Source organism: Chenggangzhangella methanolivorans, from assembly GCF_019797865.1.
GTDB lineage: Bacteria > Pseudomonadota > Alphaproteobacteria > Rhizobiales > Methylopilaceae > Methylopila > Methylopila methanolivorans.
Map to the genome: position 1 here is coordinate 1,848,616 of NZ_CP081869.1, position 23,087 is coordinate 1,871,702.

At 69.1% G+C, this 23,087-nt stretch carries 14 protein-coding genes and 4 pseudogenes; 5 read left to right on the forward strand and 13 right to left on the reverse strand.

Going from position 1 to position 23,087, the window contains the following annotated elements; translation table 11 throughout:
- Positions 1-99: 99 nt before the first annotated feature.
- Positions 100-1,170: a molybdenum ABC transporter ATP-binding protein gene (gene modC / locus K6K41_RS09670; RefSeq protein WP_261404861.1), complete on the forward strand. Its 1,071-nt coding sequence runs from the start codon at positions 100-102 to the stop codon at positions 1,168-1,170.
- A 63-nt stretch (positions 1,171-1,233) separates the two neighbouring features.
- Here the strand turns inward: modC and K6K41_RS29395 are convergent, their stop codons facing one another.
- The 3 genes and pseudogenes from K6K41_RS29395 to K6K41_RS09680 all read right to left on the reverse strand — a co-directional run bounded on the left by K6K41_RS29395 (position 1,234) and on the right by K6K41_RS09680 (position 4,155).
- Positions 1,234-2,247, reverse strand: a complete 1,014-nt coding sequence (locus tag K6K41_RS29395; RefSeq protein ID WP_315855216.1) for an OpgD/OpgG family glucan biosynthesis protein — start codon at positions 2,245-2,247, stop codon at positions 1,234-1,236.
- Positions 2,248-2,306: 59 nt separating this feature from the next.
- Positions 2,307-2,816, reverse strand: a pseudogene (locus K6K41_RS29400) (glucan biosynthesis protein); the annotation flags it as partial.
- A gap of 376 nt (positions 2,817-3,192) precedes the next feature.
- Positions 3,193-4,155: a peptidylprolyl isomerase gene (locus K6K41_RS09680; RefSeq protein ID WP_261404862.1), complete on the reverse strand. Its 963-nt coding sequence runs from the start codon at positions 4,153-4,155 to the stop codon at positions 3,193-3,195.
- A gap of 236 nt (positions 4,156-4,391) precedes the next feature.
- Here K6K41_RS09680 and secA point away from each other — a divergent pair, with 236 nt between their 5' ends.
- Positions 4,392-7,121: a preprotein translocase subunit SecA gene (gene secA, locus K6K41_RS09685; protein ID WP_261404863.1), complete on the forward strand. Its 2,730-nt coding sequence runs from the start codon at positions 4,392-4,394 to the stop codon at positions 7,119-7,121.
- 199 nt (positions 7,122-7,320) lie between these two features.
- Here the strand turns inward: secA and xth are convergent, their stop codons facing one another.
- From xth to tesB, 6 genes and pseudogenes are all read right to left on the reverse strand, one after another.
- On the reverse strand, positions 7,321-8,124 hold the full coding sequence (gene xth / locus K6K41_RS09690; RefSeq protein ID WP_261404864.1) for an exodeoxyribonuclease III: 804 nt from the start codon (positions 8,122-8,124) through the stop codon (positions 7,321-7,323).
- 393 nt (positions 8,125-8,517) lie between these two features.
- Positions 8,518-9,288 (reverse strand): outer membrane lipoprotein carrier protein LolA, encoded by a 771-nt coding sequence (locus K6K41_RS09695; RefSeq protein WP_261404865.1) that lies wholly within the window; start codon positions 9,286-9,288, stop codon positions 8,518-8,520.
- Between the two features lie 54 nt (positions 9,289-9,342).
- Positions 9,343-11,946, reverse strand: a complete 2,604-nt coding sequence (locus K6K41_RS09700) for a DNA translocase FtsK (RefSeq protein ID WP_261405690.1) — start codon at positions 11,944-11,946, stop codon at positions 9,343-9,345.
- A gap of 332 nt (positions 11,947-12,278) precedes the next feature.
- Positions 12,279-13,640: an ammonium transporter gene (locus K6K41_RS09705; protein ID WP_378147306.1), complete on the reverse strand. Its 1,362-nt coding sequence runs from the start codon at positions 13,638-13,640 to the stop codon at positions 12,279-12,281.
- 52 nt (positions 13,641-13,692) lie between these two features.
- Positions 13,693-14,030, reverse strand: a pseudogene (locus K6K41_RS09710) (P-II family nitrogen regulator).
- Positions 14,031-14,425: 395 nt separating this feature from the next.
- Positions 14,426-15,287, reverse strand: a pseudogene (gene tesB / locus K6K41_RS29955) (acyl-CoA thioesterase II).
- 89 nt (positions 15,288-15,376) lie between these two features.
- On the opposite strand from tesB, the gene K6K41_RS09725 reads away from it, so the two are divergent.
- Positions 15,377-15,631: a hypothetical protein gene (locus tag K6K41_RS09725; RefSeq protein WP_261404866.1), complete on the forward strand. Its 255-nt coding sequence runs from the start codon at positions 15,377-15,379 to the stop codon at positions 15,629-15,631.
- A 42-nt stretch (positions 15,632-15,673) separates the two neighbouring features.
- Positions 15,674-16,858 (forward strand): FAD-dependent monooxygenase, encoded by a 1,185-nt coding sequence (locus tag K6K41_RS09730; RefSeq protein WP_261404867.1) that lies wholly within the window; start codon positions 15,674-15,676, stop codon positions 16,856-16,858.
- Between the two features lie 159 nt (positions 16,859-17,017).
- Here K6K41_RS09730 and K6K41_RS09735 read toward each other — a convergent pair whose 3' ends face one another.
- From K6K41_RS09735 to trxA, 3 genes are read right to left on the reverse strand one after another with little or no spacing between them, the layout of a single operon-like run.
- Positions 17,018-17,221, reverse strand: a complete 204-nt coding sequence (locus K6K41_RS09735; RefSeq protein WP_261404868.1) for a Trm112 family protein — start codon at positions 17,219-17,221, stop codon at positions 17,018-17,020.
- Positions 17,218-17,886 (reverse strand): LON peptidase substrate-binding domain-containing protein, encoded by a 669-nt coding sequence (locus K6K41_RS09740; protein WP_261404869.1) that lies wholly within the window; start codon positions 17,884-17,886, stop codon positions 17,218-17,220. Before K6K41_RS09740 ends, K6K41_RS09735 begins: the two co-directional genes overlap by 4 nt.
- A 16-nt stretch (positions 17,887-17,902) precedes the next feature.
- Positions 17,903-18,805: a thioredoxin gene (trxA, locus tag K6K41_RS09745; protein ID WP_261404870.1), complete on the reverse strand. Its 903-nt coding sequence runs from the start codon at positions 18,803-18,805 to the stop codon at positions 17,903-17,905.
- 204 nt (positions 18,806-19,009) lie between these two features.
- Here trxA and K6K41_RS09750 point away from each other — a divergent pair, with 204 nt between their 5' ends.
- Positions 19,010-20,281: an NAD(P)/FAD-dependent oxidoreductase gene (locus K6K41_RS09750; RefSeq protein ID WP_261404871.1), complete on the forward strand. Its 1,272-nt coding sequence runs from the start codon at positions 19,010-19,012 to the stop codon at positions 20,279-20,281.
- 239 nt (positions 20,282-20,520) lie between these two features.
- Here the strand turns inward: K6K41_RS09750 and K6K41_RS09755 are convergent.
- Positions 20,521-23,045, reverse strand: a pseudogene (locus K6K41_RS09755) (ABC transporter permease).
- Positions 23,046-23,087: the final 42 nt, after the last annotated feature.

Consider the following 23,087-nt stretch of genomic DNA (forward strand, 5'->3'; position numbering starts at 1 on the left):
GGTCCATTCTGAACCACCCCCACCCTTACCCTCCCCGCAAGGGGAGGGGACGGAGACGTCGCGCCTCCGCCCTCGCTGTTCCGCGCGAAGGCGCGCGCAATGACCCTTTCCGTCGATATCCGCCGCAACGTCGGCGACTTCTCGCTCGACGTCGCGATCGAGGCCCCTTCGGGCGTCACCGCGGTGCTCGGCCGGTCAGGAGCCGGCAAATCGACGCTTGTCGACGCGATCGTCGGCCTCAATCGCCCGGACGATGGCCGCATCGCGCTCGACGGAACGACGCTCTACGACGCTGGCCGCCGCATCAATCTCGCGCCGCCGAAGCGTCGGGTGGGCTGCGTGTTCCAGGACAGCCGGCTGTTCCCGCATCTTTCCGTCAAATCCAACCTGATGTTCGGCCGCAAGCGCCGCGGGGCGGCCTCGCCGGATTTCGACCTCGTGGTCGAGACGCTCGGCGTCTCGCACCTGCTGTCGCGCCGTCCCCGTTCGCTCTCGGGCGGCGAGCGCCAGCGGGTCGCGATCGGGCGCGCGCTGCTCTCCGGGCCCCGCGCGCTGCTGTTCGACGAGCCGCTCGCAGCGCTCGACTCCGAGCGCAAGGCCGAGATCATGCCGTTCCTCGAAACCATCGTGGCCGGCGCCGAGATCCCGGTGGTCTATGTCACGCACGCGCTCGAAGAGGCGCGGCGGCTTGCTGAAAACCTCGTGGTGCTGGACGCCGGCCGCGTGACCGCCTCCGGTCCCGTCGAGGCGGCGATCGCAGCGGCCGGGCTGTCGAGCGCCGGCGACCGCTTTCTCGACGGCGTGACGGTCGAGGCGGCGATCGCCGAGATCGACGAGCGCTTCGAGCTGACGGGCCTTGCGCTCGGCGCCCATCGGATCTGGGCGCCGGGCGTCCTCGGCGCTGTGGGCGACGCGGCGCGGGTGCGCCTGCTCGCCCGCGACGTCGCTTTGTCGCTCGACCCGCCCTCGCGGACCTCGGTGCGCAACGTGCTGCCGGGCGTGATCCGCGGCGTGAAGCGCGGCGCGGGGCCTTACGCCTCCGTCACCGTCGACGTCGGCGGCGCGGTGCTGAAGTCGGAGCTCACCCGCCGCTCGATCGACGAGCTCGGCCTTGCGCCGGGCAAGGTGGTGCACGCGATGATCAAAGGCGTGGCGGTCGCGCGGGGGTGAGCGACGCGCCCTCGTTCCCTTCTCCCGCACGCGGGAGAAGGAGGCGGCAGGCGTCGCGCGGCCCTACCCCGCATTCTCCGGCGCGTAGGGAAACGTCCAGGTCTCGGTCAGCGTGCGGCCGTCGGCCTTGAGGAAGGCGCGCAGCTCCATGGTGCGGCCGGTGTCGGCCTGGACGTCGATCGCGACGCGGAAACCGCCGATCTTGGCGTTCGGCGTGACGAAGGTCCGGCTGATCGCGCCCGAAGAGGTCGAGGGCATGACCTGCACGCGCGAGGGATCGCCGAGATAATAGGCGAGGTCGCCGCCTGAGAAATCGACGATGAAGCGCTGCATGCCCGGGGGCACGGGCTCGGCCGAGCCGAGCGCGGCGGCGCGGGTCGGATAGGTGTTGACCGCCCGCCCGCCGGGGTGAAGCCGCGAGTCGAGCGACATCGAGCGCAGCCGGTAGCCGAAGGAGAGCTCGCGCCCCGCCTCGACCGGCGCGGAGGGCGTCCAGAACGCCACGATGTTGTCGTTGGTCTCGTCGTCGGTCGGAAGCTCGACGAGCTCGACATGGCCCTCGCCCCAGTCGCCGTGCGGCTCGACGAAGTAGCTCGGACGCAGCTGATAGGCGAGGTCGAGATCCTGATAGTGCTCGAACAGCCGGTCGCGCTGCATGAGCCCGAAGCCCTTCGGGTTCTTGTCCCAGAAAGACGAGATCTGCGGCGTCTTCGGGTTCCTGAGCGGGCGCCACACCCATTCGCCGCCGCCGGTCTGGAGCGCGAGGCCGTCGCTGTCGTGCAGCTCGGGGCGGAAGTCCGAGAAGTGGCGGCGCTGGTTCTCGGCGTAGAAGAACATCGAGGTCAGCGGCGCGATCCCGAGCTTTGCGATCGCCGTGCGGGGGATCAGCGTGGCGAAGACGTCCGTGACCGTCTCGGCGTCGGGATAGATCGTGAAGCGGAACGCGCCCGCGAGCGAAGGCCCGTCGAGCAGCGCGTAGACCGTGACGCGCTCAGCGTTGGGCGCCGGGGCCTCGATCCAGAACTCGCGGAAGATCGGAAATTCCTCCGGGCCCGGGCCGCCGCAATTGACCGCGATCCGCGCGCCGAGATGCCATAGACCTGTCCGCGGCCGAGCACGCGGAAATAGCTCGCGCCCACGAAGGAGACGAGCTCGTCCAGCACCTTGGGTTCGTTGAGCGGAAAATGCAGGCGGAAGCCCGCGAAGCCGAGATCGACCGGCAGCTGCTTCTGGAACTTGTTCTGGCCGTAGTCGAACAGCGAGGCGGAGAACGGAACGGGCTGCGAATTGCCGTCGCGCACGACGTTCACGACCACGGGGCGCCGATAGAGAAAGCCCGGATGGAACATCTGCATCCGGAACGGACCGCCGCCCTGCGAGAGCAGCGCCTTTTCGGGCCGGAAGCGGATGTCGCGATACTGGTCGAAGGTGAGCTTCTGCAGCTCTTCCGGCAATTCGCGGAAGGCCGGATCGTAAGGCCGCGAGGCGAGGTCGCGCGCGCGGCGCAGCACGTCGTCGAAGCCGAAGCTTGAGGGCGCCGGCTGCTGGGCGGCCAGGCGGCCCGTTCCGAGCGTCGCCAACGCGGCCGCGCCGGCGAGCGAGAGCGCGCCGCGGCGCGTGGGACGGCGGAAGAGCTCTTGGGTCATGGGGCTAAGAAACGCGGAGGCCGAAAAACGCGGGATTGCGAAAGCCCGCGGAGGCGGCGCGGCTTCCGACCTTGGTCGTAGCGCGAAAGGCGGGCGGCTCGCAAGATGGGCAAACGCCGCGGATCGCCGAGCGCGTTGCGATTTTACCCCTCGCCATCGCGGCGGAGAGTGGAGATCGCATCTTGCGCTTCCGCGAAGCGTCGCGCCGGCCTCCTCCACCACCCTTCGGGTGGTCCCCTCCTCCGCTAACGCAGAGGAGGATCAGAAAGAAGCGCGGGCCGCCGTGGGCCGATCCTCCCCTGTCCGCAGGACGGGGGAGGGGGACCATGCGGAGCATGGTGGAGGGGGCAGGCGCTCCCCTCTCAGACGGCGAGGCTTACTGCGGAGGGGCCGAGGTGGCGCCGCCCGCGGGGGCTTCGGCGCCCGGCAGCGGCACGGGCGGAGCGGACGGCTTGCCGGCTTCGGTGCGCTCGACCTTGGCGTCCTGGCGCAGCTTCAGCACGAGGTCCTGCTGGGCGGTGCGCACCACGTAGTTCTCGATCTGCGGGCGCACCTGCTCGAACGGCGGCACCGGACGGGTGCGCTTTTCCTCGAGCTTGATGACGTGGAAGCCGAACTGGGTCTTGATCGGCGCGGAGACCTTGCCGGGCTCGAGCTTGAAAGCGGCCTCCTCGAAGGCCGGCACCATCTGGCCGCGGCCGAAGAAGCCGAGGTCGCCGCCCTGCTTGCCGGAGCCCGGATCGGTCGAGACGTCGTTGGCGATCTTGGCGAAGTCCTCGCCTTTGGCGAGCCGCTCCTCGACCTTCTTGGCCTCGTCCTCGGTCTTCACGAGGATATGGCGCGCGCGCACCTCTTCCTCGGGCTTCAGGTTCTTGGCGGTGTCGTCGTAGAGCTTGCGCAGCCGGTCCTCGGTGACGGCGGCCTTGGCCTCCTTCTGGAGCAGCTCCTCCATCAGGGCGCGCTCCTGAAGATAGGCGACGCGCTTCTTGAACTCGGGGCTGTCGCCGAGCTTGTCGGCCTCGGCCTTCTTGGCCGCGAGCTTGAGGTCGATCAGGTAGTTGAGCGCGTAGTCGCGGCGCTGGTCCTCGGACATGGACGACATCGACTGCTGCAGGTCCTCGCTCGCGACCTCGACGTCGCCCGCGGTGATCTCCGCGCCGTCGATCCTGGCGAGCACGGTCGAGGGATCGAGCTTGGCCTCTGGCTTGGCGGGCGCCTCCGCGGCGGCCGCGGCGGGCGGCGGAGTCTGGGCGAAAGCGGCCGACGAAAGGCCGAGACCTGCGACGATCGCGATCCCGAGGCTCAGGGGCCGGGAGTTCTTCAGGTCGTAAATTGCCATGAAACTCTAACCTTTCGCGCCGTGATTGCGGCCTGAGGGGGCGGGACACTGTCCGAAACGCCTCGGATTGACAAGCCTGCGGCCCACTCTTATCTCGTGCGCTGGTTTCAGGGCGGCGAAAAGCGCCTCAAAATCGAACGGATTTCGGGGTTTTTAGCGCCGTTAGAAGCGCGCGTGGCCGGGAAGCCAGGGCTTTCCCCGCGCGAATTCCGGTCCATCGAGAAAGGTTCAGCCTCATGTTCGGCGGTCTCGCCCGACGTCTGTTCGGCTCATCCAACGAGCGCATGATCAAGGCGATGCGCGCGCGCGTCGCGGCCATCAACGCGCTCGAGCCCGAGGTCTCGGCGCTCACCGACGAACAGCTGCGCGCGCGCACTTCCGAGTTCCGCGAGCAGCTTGCGGCCGGCAAGACGCTCGACGAGCTTCTGGTGCCCGCCTTCGCCACGGTCCGCGAGGCCGGCAAGCGCGTGCTCGGCCAGCGCCATTTCGACGTCCAGATGATGGGCGGCATCACGCTGCACGAAGGCCGCATCGCCGAGATGAAGACCGGCGAGGGCAAGACGCTCGTCGCGACGCTCGCCACCTATCTCAACGCGCTCGACGGCAAGGGCGTGCACGTCGTCACCGTCAACGACTACCTCGCCCAGCGCGACTCGGGCTGGATGGGCCGCGTCCACGGCTTCCTCGGCCTGTCGGTCGGCGTGATCGTCCACGGCATGGACGACGACGAGCGCCGCGACGCCTACGCCTGCGACGTCACCTACGCGACCAACAACGAGCTCGGCTTCGACTATCTGCGCGACAACATGAAGTACGACGTCCGCGCCATGGTCCAGCGCGGCCACGCCTACGCGATCGTGGACGAGGTCGACTCCATCCTGGTCGACGAGGCCCGCACGCCGCTGATCATCTCCGGCCCGATGGAGGACCGTTCGGACCTCTATCTCGCGGTCGACGATTTCGTGCCCCATCTCGTGCCGGACGACTACGAGGTCGACGAGAAGCAGCGCACCGCCACGCTCACCGAGGCCGGCAACGAGCACATCGAGCGCATGCTCGAGGAGGCCGGGCTGCTGAAGGGCGACAACCTCTATGACGTCGAGAACGTCACGGTGGTCCACCACGTCAATCAGGCGCTGCGCGCCCACAAGCTGTTCCAGAAGGACAAGGACTACATCGTCCGCGGCGAGGACGTCGTCATCATCGACGAGTTCACCGGCCGCATGATGCCGGGCCGGCGCTACTCGGAAGGCCTGCACCAGGCGCTCGAGGCCAAGGAGCGGGTGAAGATCCAGCCCGAGAACCAGACGCTCGCCTCGATCACCTTCCAGAACTATTTCCGCATGTACCACAAGCTCTCCGGCATGACCGGCACGGCCATGACCGAGGCCGACGAGCTGCTCGACATCTACGGACTCGAGGTCATCGAGATCCCGACCAACCTGCCGGTCGCCCGCAAGGACGACGACGACGAGGTCTACCGGACGACGCGCGAGAAGGAGAACGCGATCATCGAGCTGATCCGCGACTGCCAGTCGCGCCAGCAGCCGATTCTCGTCGGCACCACCTCGATCGAGAAGTCCGAGCAGCTCTCCGACGCGCTCACCAAGGCCAAGATCCCGCATCAGGTGCTGAACGCGCGCTACCACGAGCAGGAGGCGCACATCGTCGCCGACGCCGGCTTCCCGGGCGCGGTCACGATCGCGACCAACATGGCCGGCCGCGGCACCGACATCCAGCTCGGCGGCAACCTCGAGATGCGCATCGAGCGCGAACTCGAGGGGATCGAGGAAGGTCCAGAGCGCCAGGCCCGCATCGAGGCCATCAAGGCCGAGATCGCGGAAAAGAAGGCGATCGCCAAGGAGGCCGGCGGCCTGTTCGTGGTCGGCACCGAGCGCCACGAGAGCCGGCGCATCGACAACCAGCTGCGCGGCCGCTCCGGCCGCCAGGGCGACCCCGGCCGCAGCCACTTCTTCCTGTCGCTTCAGGACGACCTGATGCGCATCTTCGGCTCCGAGCGCATCGACGGCATGCTGCAGAAGCTCGGCATCCAGGACGGCGAGGCGATCATCCATCCGTGGGTGAACAAGGCGCTCGAAAAGGCGCAGAAGAAGGTCGAGGCGCGCAACTTCGACATCCGCAAGAATCTGCTGAAGTACGACAACGTCATGAACGACCAGCGCAAGGCGGTGTTCGAGCAGCGGCTCGACTTCCTGCGCGCCGACTCGATCTCGGACCCGATCGCCGAGATGCGTCATGACGTCATCGACGACATAGTCTCCCGTCACATCCCGGAGAACGCCTATCCGGAGCAGTGGAACACGGCCGAGCTGCAGGAAGACGTGCGCGAGATCCTCAATCTCGACCTGCCCGTCGTCGAGTGGGCCGCCGAAGAGGGCATCGCCGACGAGGAAATCCGCGAGCGCCTGATGAAGGCCGCGGACGCCGCGGCCGCCGAGCGCGCCGAGCGGTTCGGGCCGGACATCACCAACCAGATCGAGAAGGCGGTGCTGCTGCAGACGCTCGATCATCTCTGGCGCGAGCATCTGGCGACGCTCGATCATCTGCGCCAGGTGATCGGCCTGCGCGGCTACGCCCAGCGCGACCCGCTGAACGAGTACAAGTCCGAGGCGTTCGAGCTGTTCCAGGCGATGCTCGCCAAGCTCCGCGAGACCGTGACCGCGCAGCTGATGCGCGTCGAGCTGGTGCAGGCCCCGCCCCCGCTCGCCGACGACGACCTGCCCGAGATGCAGGCGATCCACCAGGATCCGACCACCGGCGAGAACGAAATGGCGCTCGCCGACGCGGTCGCGGCCTTCGAGGCGGCTTCGGCGCGCGGGAGCTTCCAGGCGTCGGCTGCCGTCGACCCGAATGACCCGGCCACCTGGGCGAACACGCCCCGCAACGCCGAATGCCCCTGCGGCTCGGGCAAGAAATACAAGCACTGCCACGGCAAATACGCCTGAGGGTCAGGGCGCCCTCGCGCTGAGCGGCGCGCCAGCCCCCTCCACCATGCTCCGCATGGTCCCCCTCCCCCGCGCTACGCGCAGGGGAGGATCCGCGCACGAACTGCAACGCTCCTCTTGATCCTCCTCTGCGAAGCGGAGGAGGGGGACCATCGCGCCAGCGATGGTGGAGGAGGAGGCAGACGCCGCGGCCGTCCTCTCACCCCACCGTCAAAATCACCGGCACGTGGTCGGACGGGCGCTCCCAGCCGCGGGCGTCGCGCAGCGTCTCGACGCCTGTCGTGCGCTCGGCGACGTCGGCGCTCGTCCAGATGTGGTCGAGCCGCCGCCCGCGGTCCGAGGCCTCCCAGTCGGCGGCGCGATAGCTCCACCACGAATAGAGCTTTTCGGGATGGGGAACGTGCCGGCGCACCGCGTCCACCCAGCGGCCGGCGCGCAGCACGGCGTCCAGCCCCTCGGTCTCGATCGGCGTGTGGCTGACGATCTTGAGCAGCTGCTTGTGGCTCCAGACGTCGCTCTCATGGGGCGCGATGTTGAGGTCGCCCACCATGATGCGCTTGCCCGTCTCCGAGATGCGCTCGGACCACTGCTCGAGCTCGCGCACGAACTGGAGCTTGTGGGCGAATTTCGGATTGATCGCGGCGTCAGGCTCGTCGCCGCCGGCCGGCACATAGAAATTGTGCACCGTGACGCCCTCGAGCGGCCCTGAGGCGAAGGTCGTGGCGAGGTGGCGGGCGTCGTCCTTGTCGGCCCAGCGCTCCTTGGCGGTCGTCACGAACGGATAGCGCGAGAAGGTCGCGACGCCGTGGTAGCCCTTCTGGCCGTGCATCGCGACATGGGCGTAGCCGAGCTTCTTGACCTCGTTCATCGGGAACGAGTCGTCCGGGCACTTGGTCTCCTGCAGGCACAGGACGTCGGGCGAATGCTCGTCGACGAGCTTCCTCACGAGCCCGATGCGCAGACGCACGGAATTGATGTTCCAGGTGGCGAGGCGAAGCGGCATGGGGCGGAGGTCCGGAAGGCGCGGGGTCGCCTTCCTCATGCCCGAGCTTGTCTCGGGCATCCACGACTTTGACCGTTCACGCCCGCCGAAGTCGTGGATACCCGCGCTTTGCGCAGGCGCGACGGCGAGATGGAGCTTCGGGGACCCAAAATAAAAGACGCCCGGCCCTCGGGGGGTGAGCCGGGCGTCTCGCGCGCTTGGCGCTCCCGCCGATCGGAGGAGCGGCGGAAACGAGACGCGCCCAGGGGCTGCGACGGGGGGAACGCAGTGCCCCCCAGGCTTGTGCGCCTCGCTCGATCCCGAGATGGCCCTTCCGAAGACGAACGTCAAGCGCACGTCTACGTGAATCTACTTACTGCAATCGAAGCTTGCGGCGACGCCCTTAAGAGCCCGTTACGGACGCCCGCCGGGCGACACGCGGCGGCCCTGCTGGACGATGCGGAACAGGTTGTCGTCGAGCTTGGCCTGCTGCGCGACGTCGGTCAGAACCACCGAGGTGTCCATGCCCTGCGCGTCCGTGACGGTCCACTGACGGAGCTCGTAGTTCTTGCCCGAGAACATCAGCTGGATCTGCGCCCGCCCGCCGATGGCGTTCTTCTCCTCGAGCACGACCGAGACGAGGTCGGGCTCCTGGTAGACGCCGAGCACGCTCGTGTTCTTGGTGAGATCGATGTTCTCGGCGAGCAGGAAGCGCAGCGGCGTCTGGCTCAGCGGCCAGAGCTCCTGGGTCGCGAGCTTGCGGTTCTTCACCGACACCTGGCTACCGTCCGCCACGATCTCGAGCGGGCTCGGCGGGGCGTACTGGAAGCGGATCTTGCCGGGGCGCGACAAATAGAGCTTGCCGACCGCGCGCGAGCCGTCCGGGCCGGTCTGCTCGAAATTCGCCGTCACGTTGGTCAGCGAGTTGAAATAGGCGTTCACCCGCTGGAGCGTGGCGCGCTGGGCCGGATCGAGCTGTCCGGGCGGCACGCCCTTGCCGGCCGCCACCGGCTGCGCGTTCGGCGCGGGCGGATCGTTCGGGCCGCCGAACCACGACTGGGCCGAGGCCGGCGCGGCGACGAAGAGGAGGGCGGCGGCCGAGAGGCCGGCGAGAAGGCGTTTGGCGGTCATGTGCTGGGGCGCGAGGTCCGTCCGTCTGTCAGGATGGGGCAGATAGTGCGCCATCGTGGCGATTTCAGGTTTCGGGCGGAGGCTTCTCCCGCCCGCCGCCCGCAGCTCTCACGCCGCGTCGTCGTCCGCGTCGGCCGTTTCGAGCAGGATCTCGCGCTTGCCGGCGTGGTTGGCGGGGCCCACCACGCCCTCCTTCTCCATCCGTTCGACCAGCGAGGCCGCGCGGTTGTAGCCGATCTGCAGGCGGCGCTGGATGTAGGAGGTCGAGCACTTCTTGTCGCGCAGAACCACGGCGACCGCCTGGTCGTAGACGTCGCCGCCCTCTTCGCCGAACGCGCCCTTGTCGAACACCGCGCCGTCGGCGCCGCCGTCCTCGTCCTCGTCGGCCGTGACCGCGTCGAGATAGTCGGGCTGCCCTTGCGCCTTCAGATGGGCCACCACCGCCTCGACCTCGCCGTCCGAGCAGAACGGGCCGTGGACGCGGGAGATGCGGCCGCCGCCGGCCATGTGCAGCATGTCGCCCTGGCCGAGGAGCTGCTCGGCCCCCATCTCGCCGAGGATCGTTCGGCTGTCGATCTTGGACGTCACCTGGAAGGAGATGCGGGTCGGGAAATTGGCCTTGATGGTGCCGGTGATGACGTCGACTGAGGGGCGCTGCGTCGCCATCACGATGTGGATGCCCGCCGCTCGCGCCATTTGCGCGAGCCTCTGGATCGCGCCCTCGATCTCCTTGCCGGCGACGAGCATCAGGTCCGCCATCTCGTCGACGATCACGACGATGTAGGGCAGCTTCCCGATCTCCATCACCTCCTGCTCGTAGATCGCCTCGCCGGTCTCCTTGCAGAAGCCGGTCTGGACCGTGCGGGTGACGGCCTCGCCCTTGGCGAGCGCCTGTTCGGCGCGGGCGTTGAAGCCGTCGATGTTGCGCACGCCGAGCTTCGACATCTTGCGATAGCGGTCCTCCATCTCGCGGACCGCCCATTTCAGCGCCGTCACGGCCTTCTTGGGGTCCGTCACGACGGGGGTCAGCAGATGCGGGATGCCGTCATAGACGGAGAGCTCCAGCATCTTCGGATCGATCATGATCAGGCGGCACTCTTCGGGCTTCAGCCGATAAAGCAGGCTCAGGATCATGGTGTTGATCGCGACCGACTTGCCCGAGCCGGTGGTGCCGGCGATGAGCAGGTGCGGCATGCGCGCGAGCTCAGCGATCACCGGCTCGCCGCCGATGGTCTTTCCGAGGCAGAGCGGCAGGCGCATCTTGGCTTTCTCGAAATCGGCCGAGGCCAAGAGCTCGCGCAGGTACACGGTCTCGCGCTTGGCGTTCGGCAGCTCGATGCCGATGGCGTTGCGCCCGGGGATGACCGCGACGCGGGCCGCGACCGCGCTCATCGAGCGGGCGATGTCGTCCGCGAGACCGATGACGCGGCTCGACTTGATGCCGGGCGCGGGCTCGAGCTCATAGAGCGTGACGACCGGGCCCGGGCGCACGTTCACGATCTTGCCTCGGACGCCGTAGTCCTCGAGCACGCTCTCGAGCAGGCGGGCGTTCTGCTCGAGCGCCTCCTGGCTGACGGCCGGGGCCTGCCCGCCCTTGGCCTCGGCGAGGAGCGCGAGCGGCGGCAGTTCGTAGACGTCGCGGTCGAAGATGTCGGGCTGCTGTTCGCGCACCGCGCGCTTGCCGGGACGCAGCGCGCCGACGGGGCGCGCGATCCGGGCCGCGCCGGCGGCGAGCTGCTGGGGCGCGCCGCCGAGGACGCCGGTCGAGCGCGTGGCGCGCAGCACCGGCGAGCCGTCGAGGCCGACGTCGTCGGCGTCGCGGAAGTCGGGCTCCCGGCGGCCGCGGCCGTCAGAGAAGTCGTCGGGTTCGCGGCTCGCGCGGGCGAGGATGTCGGAGAGCGAGCTCTCGTCATAGGCGTCGCGGCCGGCGCGGCGCGCCATCATGCGGATGACCGCGCTTTTCGCCGACAGCGCCCAGTGCGACACCATGCCGAGCGAGACAAGCCGGCCGTCGTCCTCGTCCTCTTCGTAATAGTCGTCTTCCGGCTCGCGCTTCGCCTCGGGCTTGCGGGGGGCGGCCGTGCGGGCGCGGTCGGGCTCGCGGCGTTCGGCGAGATGGGCGCGCGCGTCGCGGTCGCTCGGCGCGACGAGGCCGAGCGCGAGCGCGAAGGCGACGAGCCCGGCGCAGGAGAGAACGCCTCCCGCGATGACCCGCAGGACGCCTTCGACGCCGGTCGCGTCGGCGGTCACGGCGAAGAGGTCGCCGAGCACGCCGCCGAGGCCCGCCGGCAGCGGCCAGCTCGGGGGCGCGGGAACGAGGCCCGCGACGCCGGCGAACAGAGCGCAGGCGAGCAGCCAGGAGATCAGCTTCACCTTTTCCTGCTCGACCGGCCGCTGCGTCATGAGGCGCCAGCCCCAGACGCCGATCGGGAGCACGAAGGCCGCGGCGGCGAGACCGAAGGCCTGGGTGAGCAGATCGGCGAGCACGGCGCCGGCCGCGCCGAGAAGATTGTGGATCTTTCCGTCGGTGGCGTGGCTGAAGCTCGGATCCTGCGCCGACCAGGTGGCGAGCGCGACGCCGGCGAGCGCAGCGATTCCGACCAGCGAGAGGCCGCCGAACTCCACGGCGCGGCGGATCAGAACCGCGCGCAGTCCGTCGGGCAGCAGGCTCACGGTCTGGAAGCCGCGCGGACGGGAGCGGAGCGCGCGCATGGTCATCGAGATCTCCCGGATGCGGGGCGGCCTGCAGGCGTAGGACGCGCGTCGAAGTCCGCGCGATTCTGTCCGCCTTCGTGCCGCATCCGTTACGCCAACCTGTCCTAGGTTTTTGGCCCGTCATGCGGGCCGGTCTTCCTTTAGACGTTAGCCAAAGACGGTTAAGGGGCGCTTACCTCCCACGGCCCCGTGATCGGAAATTGATCGTCCGAACAGCGTCGCCTCGTTTTCGAGCCGAACTCATGAACGCGAAAAGGCCCCGGGGTCGCCGGGGCCTTCGCTTGCTTTCGGAGAGCTCGGCGCGGTCCGCGAGGGACCGCGTCGACGGCTCAGGAGTGGTAGGCGCGCTCGCCGTGCGAGGTGAGGTCGAGGCCTTCGCGCTCGGCTTCCTCGGTGACGCGCAGGCCGATGACCACGTCGATGATCTTGTACAGGATGAAGCTCACCACGCCGGTCCAGACGATCGTGACGCCGATCGCCTTGATCTGGGTGATGACCTGGCCGACCATCTCGTAGTCCTTGACGCCCATGCCGCCGAGAGCCGGGCTCACGACGATGCCGGTGCCGATCGCGCCGATGATGCCGCCGACGCCGTGGATGCCGAACACGTCGAGGCTGTCGTCATAGCCGAGCGCGTTCTTCACGCTGGTGCAGAACAGGTAGCAGACGACGCCGGCCACGAGGCCGAGCACGATCGCGCCCATCGGACCGGACACGCCGGCCGCCGGGGTGATGGCGACGAGGCCCGCGACCATGCCGGAGGCGAGGCCCAGCATGCTCGGCTTGCCCTTGGAAGCCCACTCCACGAGCATCCACGCCACGCCGGCCGCGGCGGTCGCGACGAAGGTGTTGAGGACCGCGAGGGTGGTGGTGGCGTTGGCTTCGAGGTTGGAGCCGGCGTTGAAGCCGAACCAGCCGACCCACAGGAGGCCGGCGCCGATGAGGGTCATCGGCAGGTTGTGCGGGGCGAGGATGTCCTTGCCGTAGCCGATGCGCTTGCCGAGCACGAGCGCGCCGACCAGCGCCGCGACGCCCGAGTTGATGTGAACAACCGTGCCGCCGGCGAAGTCGAGCGCGCCCCAGCCGAAGATCAGGCCGTTGGACGCCCAGACCATGTGGGCGATCGGGAAGTACACGAAGGTGGCCCAGAGCACCGCGAACACGATGGCGGCCGAGAACTTGATGCGCTCCGCGAAGCCGCCGATGATCAGCGCCGGGGTGATGGCCGCGAAGGTCATCTGGAAGGCGATGAAGGCGAATTCGGGGATCTTCACGTCGGCCGAGAAGGTGTCGGACAGCGACTCGGTGGTGACGCCCATCAGGAACATCTTGGACAGGTCGCCGATGAAGGCGTTGCCGCCCGAGAAGGCGAGGCTGTAGCCGTAGACGACCCACACCAGCATCATCACGCAGGCGATGGTCGACACCTGCATCAGGATCGACAGCATGTTCTTGGCGCGCACCAGGCCGCCGTAGAACAGCGCGAGGCCCGGGACGGTCATCAGCAAGACGAGGACCGCAGCGGTCATCATCCAGGTCACGTCGCCCTTATTGACGGTGGCCGCGGCGGCGGCCGGCGCGGCGGCTTCGGCGGCGGGCGCCGCGGCGTCCTGCGCGAAGGCGGCGCCGGCGGCCATCAGGCCGACGGCGAGCGCCGGCGCTCCCCAGCGAAGTACGGAACTCAGTTTCATCAAGGTGCTCCCGAAGAGATCGAAATGGTTGAAGGCGCTTGGGGTCGGCGCCTTACAGCGCGTCGGTGTCGGTCTCGCCGGTGCGGATGCGCACCGCCTGGTCGATCGAGTAGACGAAGATCTTGCCGTCGCCGATCTGGCCGGTCTTGGCGGCCGCGGCGATCGCCTCGACGACCTTGTCGACGGAGCCGGCGGCGACCGCGACCTCGATCTGAGCTTCGGCAGGAAGCTCACGGCGTATTCGGCGCCGCGATAGATCTCGGTGTGTCCCTTCTGGCGGCCGTAGCCCTTGACCTCGGTGACCGTCAGGCCGTGGACGCCGATGCCGGTGAGGGCGTCGCGCACCTCGTCCAGCTTGAACGGCTTGATGATGGCCATCACAAATTTCATGCGTCGCGTTCCCGTTGGACCGCCGCTTCCCTGACGGACGAGAAGCCGCGGGAGCGATCGAGTGGTGACGATGTCGGGGCCTACGGACAAAACCCGTCCGGAGCGCCTCGCCGGCCCCCGGAATTCAAGTCGCGTGCCAACTCCTGCCGCGGGCGACAAGCGCTTGATTCTAGGGGTGCTTAAGAAACTGGCGCCGACAGCGGCAGGCGCTGCGCCGGGGAGCTGATCAATTTCTGATCTTATTGGCTAATTTTCGTGCATCAAATGTGGACGTCGTGGGGCGACGTTTGGAACTTGCGCAGAAAACGTGCATGCACGGGTTTTGTTCAGGGCGAGCGGCGCGGCTCGACGCTCGGATGGCGAGCGTCGGCGGCGCACGAAAACCACGGCGTGCGTCAGTCTTTGCGACGCCGCCGGATCAACCCTTCCTGCGCGACCGAGGCCACGAGCTCGCCCGCCTCGGTGTAGATCCGCCCGCGGGTGAAGCCGCGGGCGCCGCCCGCAAAGGGGCTGTCCTGAGTGTAGAGCAGCCACTCGTCGGCGCGGAACGGTCGGTGGAACCAGAGCGCGTGGTCGAGGCTCGCGGCCTGGATCTCGCCGGAGAACACCGTCGAGCCGTGCGCCACGAGCGCGGCGTCCAGCAGCGTCATGTCGGAGGCGTAGGCCAGCACGCATTGATGGATGGCCGGATCGTCCGGCAGCGGCGCGGTGGCGCGGATCCAGACGCTCTGCTCGGGCGGGCGCGGCTTGCCGTCGACATAGCGCATCGGGTCGCAGTGCCGGAGCTCGATCGGCCGCTCGCGCTCGAAATAGCTTCGGATCGCCTGCGGCATGGTCGGCATCATCTGCTCCTTGAGCACCTTCTCGCTCGGAGAGCTGATCGGGCCGAGGCACGTCCGGCGCGTCCATCTGGTGGGCGTAGCCCTCCTCGTCGAGATGGAACGAGGCCGCCATCGAGAAGATCGCCTGCCCGTGCTGGATGCCGTTGACGCGGCGCGTGACGAAGCTGCGCCCGTCGCGGATGCGGTCGACCTCATAGATGATCGGGGCCGCGGGATCGCCGGGCCGCATGAAGTAGCCGTGCAGCGAGTGCGGAAACCGTCCCTCGACCGTGCGGGTCGCCGCCACCAGCGCCTGGCCCACCACCTGCCCGCCGAAAACCCTCTGCCAGCCCGTCTGGGGCGACTGTCCGCGGAAGAGATTCACCTCGAGAGGCTCGAGATCGAGGATGCGCAGCAGGTCGTCGACGGCGGACATCGGGCGTTGGCGCCTTCTGATGTGGATCGGCCGGGCCAGCATCGACGCGGGACCGCCGCCGTCAAGCCGAACGTTCGGTCGGCGGCGAAATGGATCCGGGCGGCGGCGCGCGGCGTTATGGACGTCAGATCGCGCTTTCCGAGGTTTTCCGCCCCATGCTCACCCTCGTTCTCACCGTCTGCCTCCAGGCGGAGCCCACCCGCTGCAAGGACGAGCGGATCGACTTCAACGGCTCGGCGACGGCGTGCCTGGTGCAGGGCTCGCCCATCATCGCCGAATGGGGATCCGACCATCCCGAATGGACGATCAAGTCGTGGAAATGCGGACGCAGCCGCGAGGGCTGAGAGGCCGCGACGACCATTGATCCCGTGCTAGGGTCGCGCCCGATGACACGCGTCGCGCCGCCCCCCTCTCCCATTCTCGACGTCGCCGTCGCAGGCGCCGGACCGACGGGGTTCGTGACGGCGCTCGCGCTGCGACGCGCGCTCGGGCCTTCGCTGCGCATCGGCGTGTTCGATCCCGGCCTCGCCCGATCCGGACCGGCCGATGCGCGCGCCTCGATGATCGCGGCGGACGGTCGACGGCTTCTGCAGGACATCGGCGGCTGGCCGGAGACCGCCTTTCCGGTCTCAGGCCTGCGCATCACCGACAGCCGGCTCGAGGACGCGCTGCGCCCGACCTTCCTGGAGCTCGACGACGCCGGACGCGACGAGCCCTTCGCCCATATGGTCTTCGACGCGGAACTGCGCGCGCGCCTGCGCGCCGCGGCCGACGACGGCGAGATCCCGCTCCGCGCCGAAGCGATCGACGGCTTTCATGCGGGTCCGGGCCGGCTGACGCTCGTCCTGTCGTCGGGGGAGAACGTCTCGGCGCGGCTCCTCGTCGCCGCAGACGGCGCCCGCTCCCTCGTTCGCGCCTCCGCGCGGATCGCGACCCACGCCTTCGCCTATGACCAGACCGCGCTCGTCGCGACGTTGAGCCACGACGGCCCGCATGGCGGCGTCGCCGTGCAGCACTTCCTGCCCGGCGGCCCCTTCGCCATGCTGCCGCTCGACGAGGGCCGGTCGTCTCTGGTCTGGAGCGAGCGCCGCGAGACCGCCGCGACGATGGCGGCGGCCGACGACGCGGCCTTCCTCGCCGAGGTCGAGAGGCGCGCGGGGCCCGACTATGGGGCGATCAGGCTTGCGGGCGCCCGCGGCGCCTTCCCGCTGCGCTTCCTGCTGGCGCGCAGCTTCGTGGGAACCCGCGTCGCGCTCGTGGGCGACGCCGGGCACGTGGTGCATCCGCTCGCCGGACAAGGCTTCAATCTCGCGCTGCGCGACGTCGCGGCGTTGGCGAGGGTCGTGGCGGAGGCCGCGCGGCGCGGCGACGACATCGGCTCCGATGCTTCGCTCGCGCCCTACGAGCGCGCCCGCCGGTTCGAGGCCGCGAGCCTCGGCGCGGCGACCGACGGACTCTACCGCCTGTTCTCAAGCTCCGCGACGCGCACGCTGCGGGACGTCGGAATGGGGCTGGTCGACCGGGCGCCGGGTCTCAAGGCCAGGATCGTCGGGGCGGCGACGGGACGTTAGCGGCGCGCCATCCCAACCGAAGAGCCGGGATGATCCGGGACGGCTCCAGCCACCCCTCGGAGGGCGTCGGTTCTGGATCCCGGGTCAAACCCGGGATGACGGCTGCGGCGGTTCCGGCGATCGCGCCACCGGGCGACGAGACGTCGCGCTCTGGCTTCGTCAGCCCTCGATCGCGCGGGCCTCGTCCGGCAGCATGATCGGAATGCCGTCGCGGATCGGATAAGCGAGCTTGGCGGGCCGGGAGATCAGCTCCTGCCGTTCGGCGTCATAGCTCAGCGTCGCCTTGGTCAGCGGGCAAACCAGGATCTCGAGCAGCTTGGGGTCGATCTGCCTGTCGGAACGGCGGTCGGTCACGTCGGTCATTGCAGGGACGAGCTCGCATCTCCACGGGCGCGGGCGAGATCCATCTCGGTCACGGCGACCAGGATCTCGGCGCGGGATTTCAGGTCGGCGGCCTCGAGCAGGGCTTGCTTCTCGCGTGGACCAAACGGGCTCATCATCGCGAGCGCGTTGACGAGCGCCTCGTTCGGCGCGCGGCGGATGCCGTCCCAGTCGGCCTCAAGGCTGTTGGCCGTCAGATAGTCCTTCAAGGTCTTGAGCAGCGCCTCGCGGTCGACCTCGTCCTGGCCCTCGCCGGGCGCGAGATCGAGCGCGAACTCGGCGAAGTTCGCCTTCACCTGCCGATAGGGCGTGCCGACGCCGAGCTCCTCGACGATGCGGAACCGCGAGACGCCGGTCAGCGTCACGAGATAGCGGCCGTCTCCGGTCTCTCCAAAGGCGGTGAGCCGCCCCGCGCATCCGATGCGCACAAGGTCGGGCCGATCGTCGTCGTCGGTCTCGGGATCGGGCTGGATCATGCCGATGATCCGGTCGCCGCGGATGGCGTCCTCGATCATCGCGAGATAGCGCGGCTCGAAGATGTTGAGCGGCATCTCGCCCCGCGGCAGCAGGAGCGCGGCGCGCAGCGGGAACACCGGAATGACCTCCGGCAGATCCTCGGCCTTGTGATAGGTGACGTTCGAAGCCATCGCCGGGACGAGCCTATCAGGCGAACAGCAGCGACGACAGCCGCTTGCGGCCAAATACCGTGTTCTCGTCCTTAAAGCCCCAGGCCTCGAACAGCTTCACGAGCTCCTTGCGGGCGCCGTCGTCGTTCCAGGCGCGGTCGCGCTTGACGATGTCGAGCAGGTGCTCGACCGCCTCCCTCTTGAGGCCCGCGGCCGCAAGCCCGACAGCGAGGTCGAAGCGGGACTGGTGGTCGGCGGGGTCGGCCGCGACCTTGGCCTCGAGCGGCGCGAGGTCGCCGACGGCGGCTGCGCGCTCGGCGAGATCGATCTGGGCCTTCACGGCCGCGACCGCGGCATCGCCCGCAGGCGCGGATTCGAGCGTCTCCTTGGCGCCCTGCAGGTCGCCGAGCGCGACGCGGGCGCGGGCGAGGCCGGCGAGCGCGCCGACGTCTTCCGGATCCTCGGCGAGCAGCGCCATGAAGATTTCGGCTGCGCCGGCGGCGTCGCCGGCCTCAAGCGCGCCCTCGGCTTCGGCGCGGACGTCGCCGGCCTCGTCAGGCAGCGCCTCGCCCAGCATGCGCTCGACGAAGGCCTGGACCTGCGCCTCCGGCAGCGCGCCCATGAAGCCGTCGATCGGCTGGCCACGCTGGAAGCAGATCACCGCCGGGATCGACTGGATGCCGAGCTGCCCCGCGATCTGCGGGTGCTCGTCGATGTTCATGGTGGCGAGCTTGACCTTGCCGCCGGCCGCCTTCACCACCTTTTCGAGCACAGGCGTCAGGGTGCGGCACGGTCCGCACCAGGGCGCCCAGAAGTCGACGAGAACAGGAGTCTGCACAGAGGCCTGCACCACGTCGGTCATGAAGGTCTGCGTGGTGGTGGCGACGATCAGGCCGTCGGCCGGATTGGCGGCGGGCGTGTCCCCGGCGAGCATCGTCATAAAGTCTCCGTCGTGTCGCGCGCGCGGATGCTTTCCAAGCGCCGCGCCACAGATGGGCGAAGCCAGGCGCGAATGCAAACCTCGAGGCTCGCGCTTTTCGCCCCGCCCTGCGCGCCGCGCAGGACGCATTGGACGGATTGGCATGACGCTGCACTGCACAAAATCTGATATGGAGCGCTCGCGCGTTCAGGAGAACTAAACATCATGGCAGTCGAAGCGACCACGTCCGCCCGCCGAAAAGTCGTCATCGTGGGCGGCGGTTTCGCAGGCCTTACGGCCGCGACCAAGCTCGCCAAGGCGGATGTCGACGTCACGGTTCTAGACCGCCACAACTACCACTGCTTCCAGCCCCTGCTCTATCAGGTGGCGACCGCCGAGCTGTCGCCCGCCGATATCGCCTGGCCGATCCGCCACGTCCTGCGCCGCCAGAAGAACGCCCGAGTGCTGCTCGGGGACGTGACCGCGATCGACGTCGAGGGCCGCAAGGTGGTGGCCGACACCGGGACCTTCGAATTCGACGAGCTCATCCTCGCGACCGGCGCGCGCCACTCCTATTTCGGCAATGACGACTGGGAGAAGTCGGCACCCGGCCTCAAGCGCATCGAGGACGCCACGATCATCCGCCGCCGCCTGCTGATGGCTTTCGAGCGCGCCGAGCTGTCGGAGAATCCCGCCGAGCGCGAGAGCCTCCTCACCTTCGCGATCGTGGGCGCAGGTCCGACCGGCGTCGAGCTCGCCGGCGCGATCATCGAGGTGGCGCGGCAGGTGATGCCGAGCGAATTCCGCCACATCGACCCGCGCACCGCCCGCGTCATCCTGATCGAGGCCGGCCCCCGCGTGCTGCCGGCCTTCCCCGAGGCGCTCACCGACTACACCCGCCGCTCGCTCGAGAAGATGGGCGTCGAGGTGATGACCGACACCCGCGTGACCCATGTGGACGACAAGGGCGTCGATCTCGCCAACGGCCGCCTCGACGCCGCCACCGTGATCTGGGCCGCCGGCGTCATCGCCTCGCCGGCCGGCCGCTGGCTCGGCGCGGAGACCGACCGCGCGGGCCGGGTCATCGTCCAACCGAATCTGACGGTGCCGGGCCACGAGAACATCTTCGTCGTCGGCGACACCGCGACGGCCAAGCGGCCCGACGGACAGGACGTCCCCGGCGTCGCCCCCGCGAAGCAGATGGGCGCCTACGTGGCCGACGTCATCGCCTCGCGGGTCCGCGGCGCGGTGCCGCCGCCAGCATTCCACTACCGCCACCAAGGAGACGTCGCCACGATCGGCCGGCGATCTGCCGTGATCAAGATGCCCTACATGAACCTAACCGGTTTCACCGCCTGGCTCGTGTGGTGCGTGGCGCACATCTACTTCCTGATCGGAGCCCGCAACCGCATCGCGGTCGCCTTCAAGTGGGTCTGGGACTTCATGACCTTCCAGCGAGGCGCCCGTCTTATTACCGATCAGCGCGACCAGATCTGACGAAAGTCTTAGCGCCAAACATTCGGAAAAGCGGAACTATGTCCTAACGGGCCGGGTTGACTCCCCATTGGGTCCGTTAGGAGGCGACGATGCTTAAGGGCGGTCTCTTATGGCTTATCGGTATCCCGCTCCCGATCATCCTCATCTTGTGGTTGCTTGGATACCTGAGCTGATGCCCGCATGAGGCGACGTCCCGGACCGCCGAAAGGCTGGTCCGGGACGGCTTCGACGCCTCTGCGTCACAGGCTCCTGAGGTGCCGCGCCGGCTTTTCGCCGAGCACGCGCCATGTCCCGATCAGGCCGATCGCGATGGTCGCGGCGAGCGCGCCGGCGGAGATGATCGCCGCGCCCGCGGGATCGAACACGAACGTCACCTTCATGATCTGCGTGGTGACGCCCCAGGCGGCGAGCGACCCGACCACAAGTCCGAAGACCGCCGTCACCGCGCCCAGGATCGCATATTCGGCCGCAAACGCCGCGATCAGCCGGCCGCGCGTCGCGCCGAGCGTCTTCAGCACCACCGCCTCATAGACCCGTCTGCGATGGCCGGCCGCCAGCGCGCCAGCGAGCACCATGACGCTTGCGAGCAGCGTGACGCCGCTCGCCACCCGGATGGCGAAAGCGAGGTTCTCGACGACTGCCGAGACGGTCGTCAACGCGTCCTTCACGCGGATCGCGGTGATCGAGGCGTGGGCCTTGGTGGCGTCGCGCAGCAACTCGAACTCGCGCGCGTCCGACGCGCCGTCCGGGAACGTCACCGTGGCGAGGTTCATGTAGGGCGCGCCGCGGAAGGCGTTCGGCGAGAACACCATGAAGAAGTTGATGCCGAGCGTCTCCCAGTCGATCTCGCGGAAGTTCGCGACCTTGGCGGTGATGACCCGGCCGAGGATGTTGACCCCGACCTCGTCGCCGATCTTCAGCCCGAGCGCCTTGCCGAGGCGCTGGTCGAAGGAGACGAGCGGCTCGCCGGCGTAGTCCTTCGGCCACCAATCGCCCTCGACGATGCGCGAGCCCTCCGGAATCTCCTCGGCGAAGGTGACGCCGCGATCGCCGCGCAGCGCCCAGCGATATTCCGGATCGACCTTCTGTTCCGACAGCGGCTCGCCCCGAATGGTCGAGAACGATCCGCGCAGCATCGGCACCATGTCGAGCTTGGCGTCCGGCTCCTTCTGCTGGACGAGCTTCGCGAAGGCGTCCTTCTCGGAGCCGGGGATGTCGAGGAAGAAGAACGCGGGCGCGCGTTGCGGCAGTTCGCGCGTGAGCTGCTGGCGGATCGAGGCGTCGATCAGGGTCAGCGTCACGAGCAGCACGAGGCCGAGGCCAAGCGACAGCACGACCGATGGCGTCAGCGCGCCCGGACGGTGGACATTGGCGAGCGCGAGGCGAAGCTCGGTGCGCTTCGGCCGCGGCGCCCAGGCGGCGAGCCGCATGATGCCGGAGGCGACGAGCCGGAGCGCCAGGAACGTCGCCGCGGTCGCGACGACGAAGGTCTGGGCGATGCGCTGGTCATAGGAGGCCGCGATCGCGAGCCAGCCGAGCGCGATGGCGAGCGCCGCGGTCGCGATCACGTAGATCGGCCGCGGATAGCGCCGCTCCGGCGCGACGGCGTCGCGGAAGAGCGCCGCGACCGGCACGTCGTGCGCGCGCCCGAGCGGCCACACCGCGAAGGCGAGCGCGGTCAGGGCGCCGTAAGCAAGCGCAAGCAGCAGTTCGCGCGGATAGACCGAGGCTCGATCGGCAGCGGCAGCACGGTCTCGAGCGCCGCGACGGCCGCAAAGGGTATGGCCGCGCCGACCGCGAGGCCCATGGCGATGCCGACGAGCGCGATCGCGGACACCTCGACGAGATGGATGAGGAAGACCGTGCGGCCCGAAGCGCCGACGCTCTTCATGATGGCGATGGTGGCGCGCTTGCGCTCGACAAAGGCCGCGACGGCGTTCGCGACGCCGACCCCGCCGACCACGAGCGCGGCAAGGCCGACGATCGTCAGGAACTCGGTGAAGCGCCCGATGTTGCGCTCGAGCTGCGGGGCGGCGTTGAAGCGGCTGCGGGTGGAGAAGCCGGCTTCCGGCGCCTGTTTTTCGACGTCCGTCACGAGCGCGCGGGTCGCGGCGTCGGCGTCGGCGGAGGGCGGCAGCGCGACGCGGTAGGAATAGCGCACGAGGCTCCCGGGCTGCACGAGGCCGGAGCGCTTCAGCGCCTCGTCCGACACGATCATGCGCGGCCCGAAGCCGATGCCCTCGGAGAGCTTGTCGGGTTCGCGCGTCAGCGTCGCGCGGATGTCGAACTCGCTCGTGCCGACGGTGAGGCGGTCGCCGATCTTGAGGCCGAAGCGGGTGAGCACGGCCGGATCGACCGCCGCGCCGAAGCGTCCGTCCCTCTCGGAAAGCGCGTCGGAGAGCGGGATCGCAGGTTCGATCGTCGCCGCGCCGACCAGCGGCCAGGCGCGGTCGACGGCCTTGAGCTCGACCAGGGTCGCGTCGCCCGAGGCGGCGCGCGCCATGGCGCGCAGCGTCGCCACTTCCGAAACCCGGCCCTTGGACTCGAGCAGCGCGCGCTGTGGCGGGGTCGCCTCCTGGTGATGCACAGAGAACGAGGCGTCGCCGCCGAGAATCGTGCGGCCTTCGCGCGCCATCCCCTCGGTGAGGCCGCGCGCGAGCGAGCCGACGCCCGCGATCGCCGCGACGCCGAGCGCGAGGCACATCAGGAAGACGACGAAGCCCTTTGCGCCGCCGCGCAGCTCGCGCGCGGCGAGCCGCAGGATGACGGCGAGCTTTCCGGGATTGCTGACGGACGCGGCGCGACG

Excerpts from the sequence above, each read along its gene's own strand:
- secA (WP_261404863.1), top strand. The coding sequence starts at position 4,392 with ATGTTCGGCGGTCTCGCCCGACGTCTGTTCGGCTCATCCAACGAGCGC.
- K6K41_RS09730 (WP_261404867.1), top strand. The coding sequence starts at position 15,674 with ATGACACGCGTCGCGCCGCCCCCCTCTCCCATTCTCGACGTCGCCGTC.
- K6K41_RS09735 (WP_261404868.1), bottom strand. The coding sequence starts at position 17,221 with ATGACCGACGTGACCGACCGCCGTTCCGACAGGCAGATCGACCCCAAG.
- trxA (WP_261404870.1), bottom strand. The coding sequence starts at position 18,805 with ATGACGATGCTCGCCGGGGACACGCCCGCCGCCAATCCGGCCGACGGC.
- K6K41_RS09725 (WP_261404866.1), top strand. The coding sequence starts at position 15,377 with ATGGATCCGGGCGGCGGCGCGCGGCGTTATGGACGTCAGATCGCGCTT.
- modC (WP_261404861.1), top strand. The coding sequence starts at position 100 with ATGACCCTTTCCGTCGATATCCGCCGCAACGTCGGCGACTTCTCGCTC.
- K6K41_RS09750 (WP_261404871.1), top strand. The coding sequence starts at position 19,010 with ATGGCAGTCGAAGCGACCACGTCCGCCCGCCGAAAAGTCGTCATCGTG.
- K6K41_RS09700 (WP_261405690.1), bottom strand. The coding sequence starts at position 11,946 with ATGCGCGCGCTCCGCTCCCGTCCGCGCGGCTTCCAGACCGTGAGCCTG.
- xth (WP_261404864.1), bottom strand. The coding sequence starts at position 8,124 with ATGCCGCTTCGCCTCGCCACCTGGAACATCAATTCCGTGCGTCTGCGC.
- K6K41_RS09695 (WP_261404865.1), bottom strand. The coding sequence starts at position 9,288 with ATGGCGCACTATCTGCCCCATCCTGACAGACGGACGGACCTCGCGCCC.
- K6K41_RS09680 (WP_261404862.1), bottom strand. The coding sequence starts at position 4,155 with ATGGCAATTTACGACCTGAAGAACTCCCGGCCCCTGAGCCTCGGGATC.
- K6K41_RS09705 (WP_378147306.1), bottom strand. The coding sequence starts at position 13,640 with ATGAAACTGAGTTCCGTACTTCGCTGGGGAGCGCCGGCGCTCGCCGTC.
- K6K41_RS09740 (WP_261404869.1), bottom strand. The coding sequence starts at position 17,886 with ATGGCTTCGAACGTCACCTATCACAAGGCCGAGGATCTGCCGGAGGTC.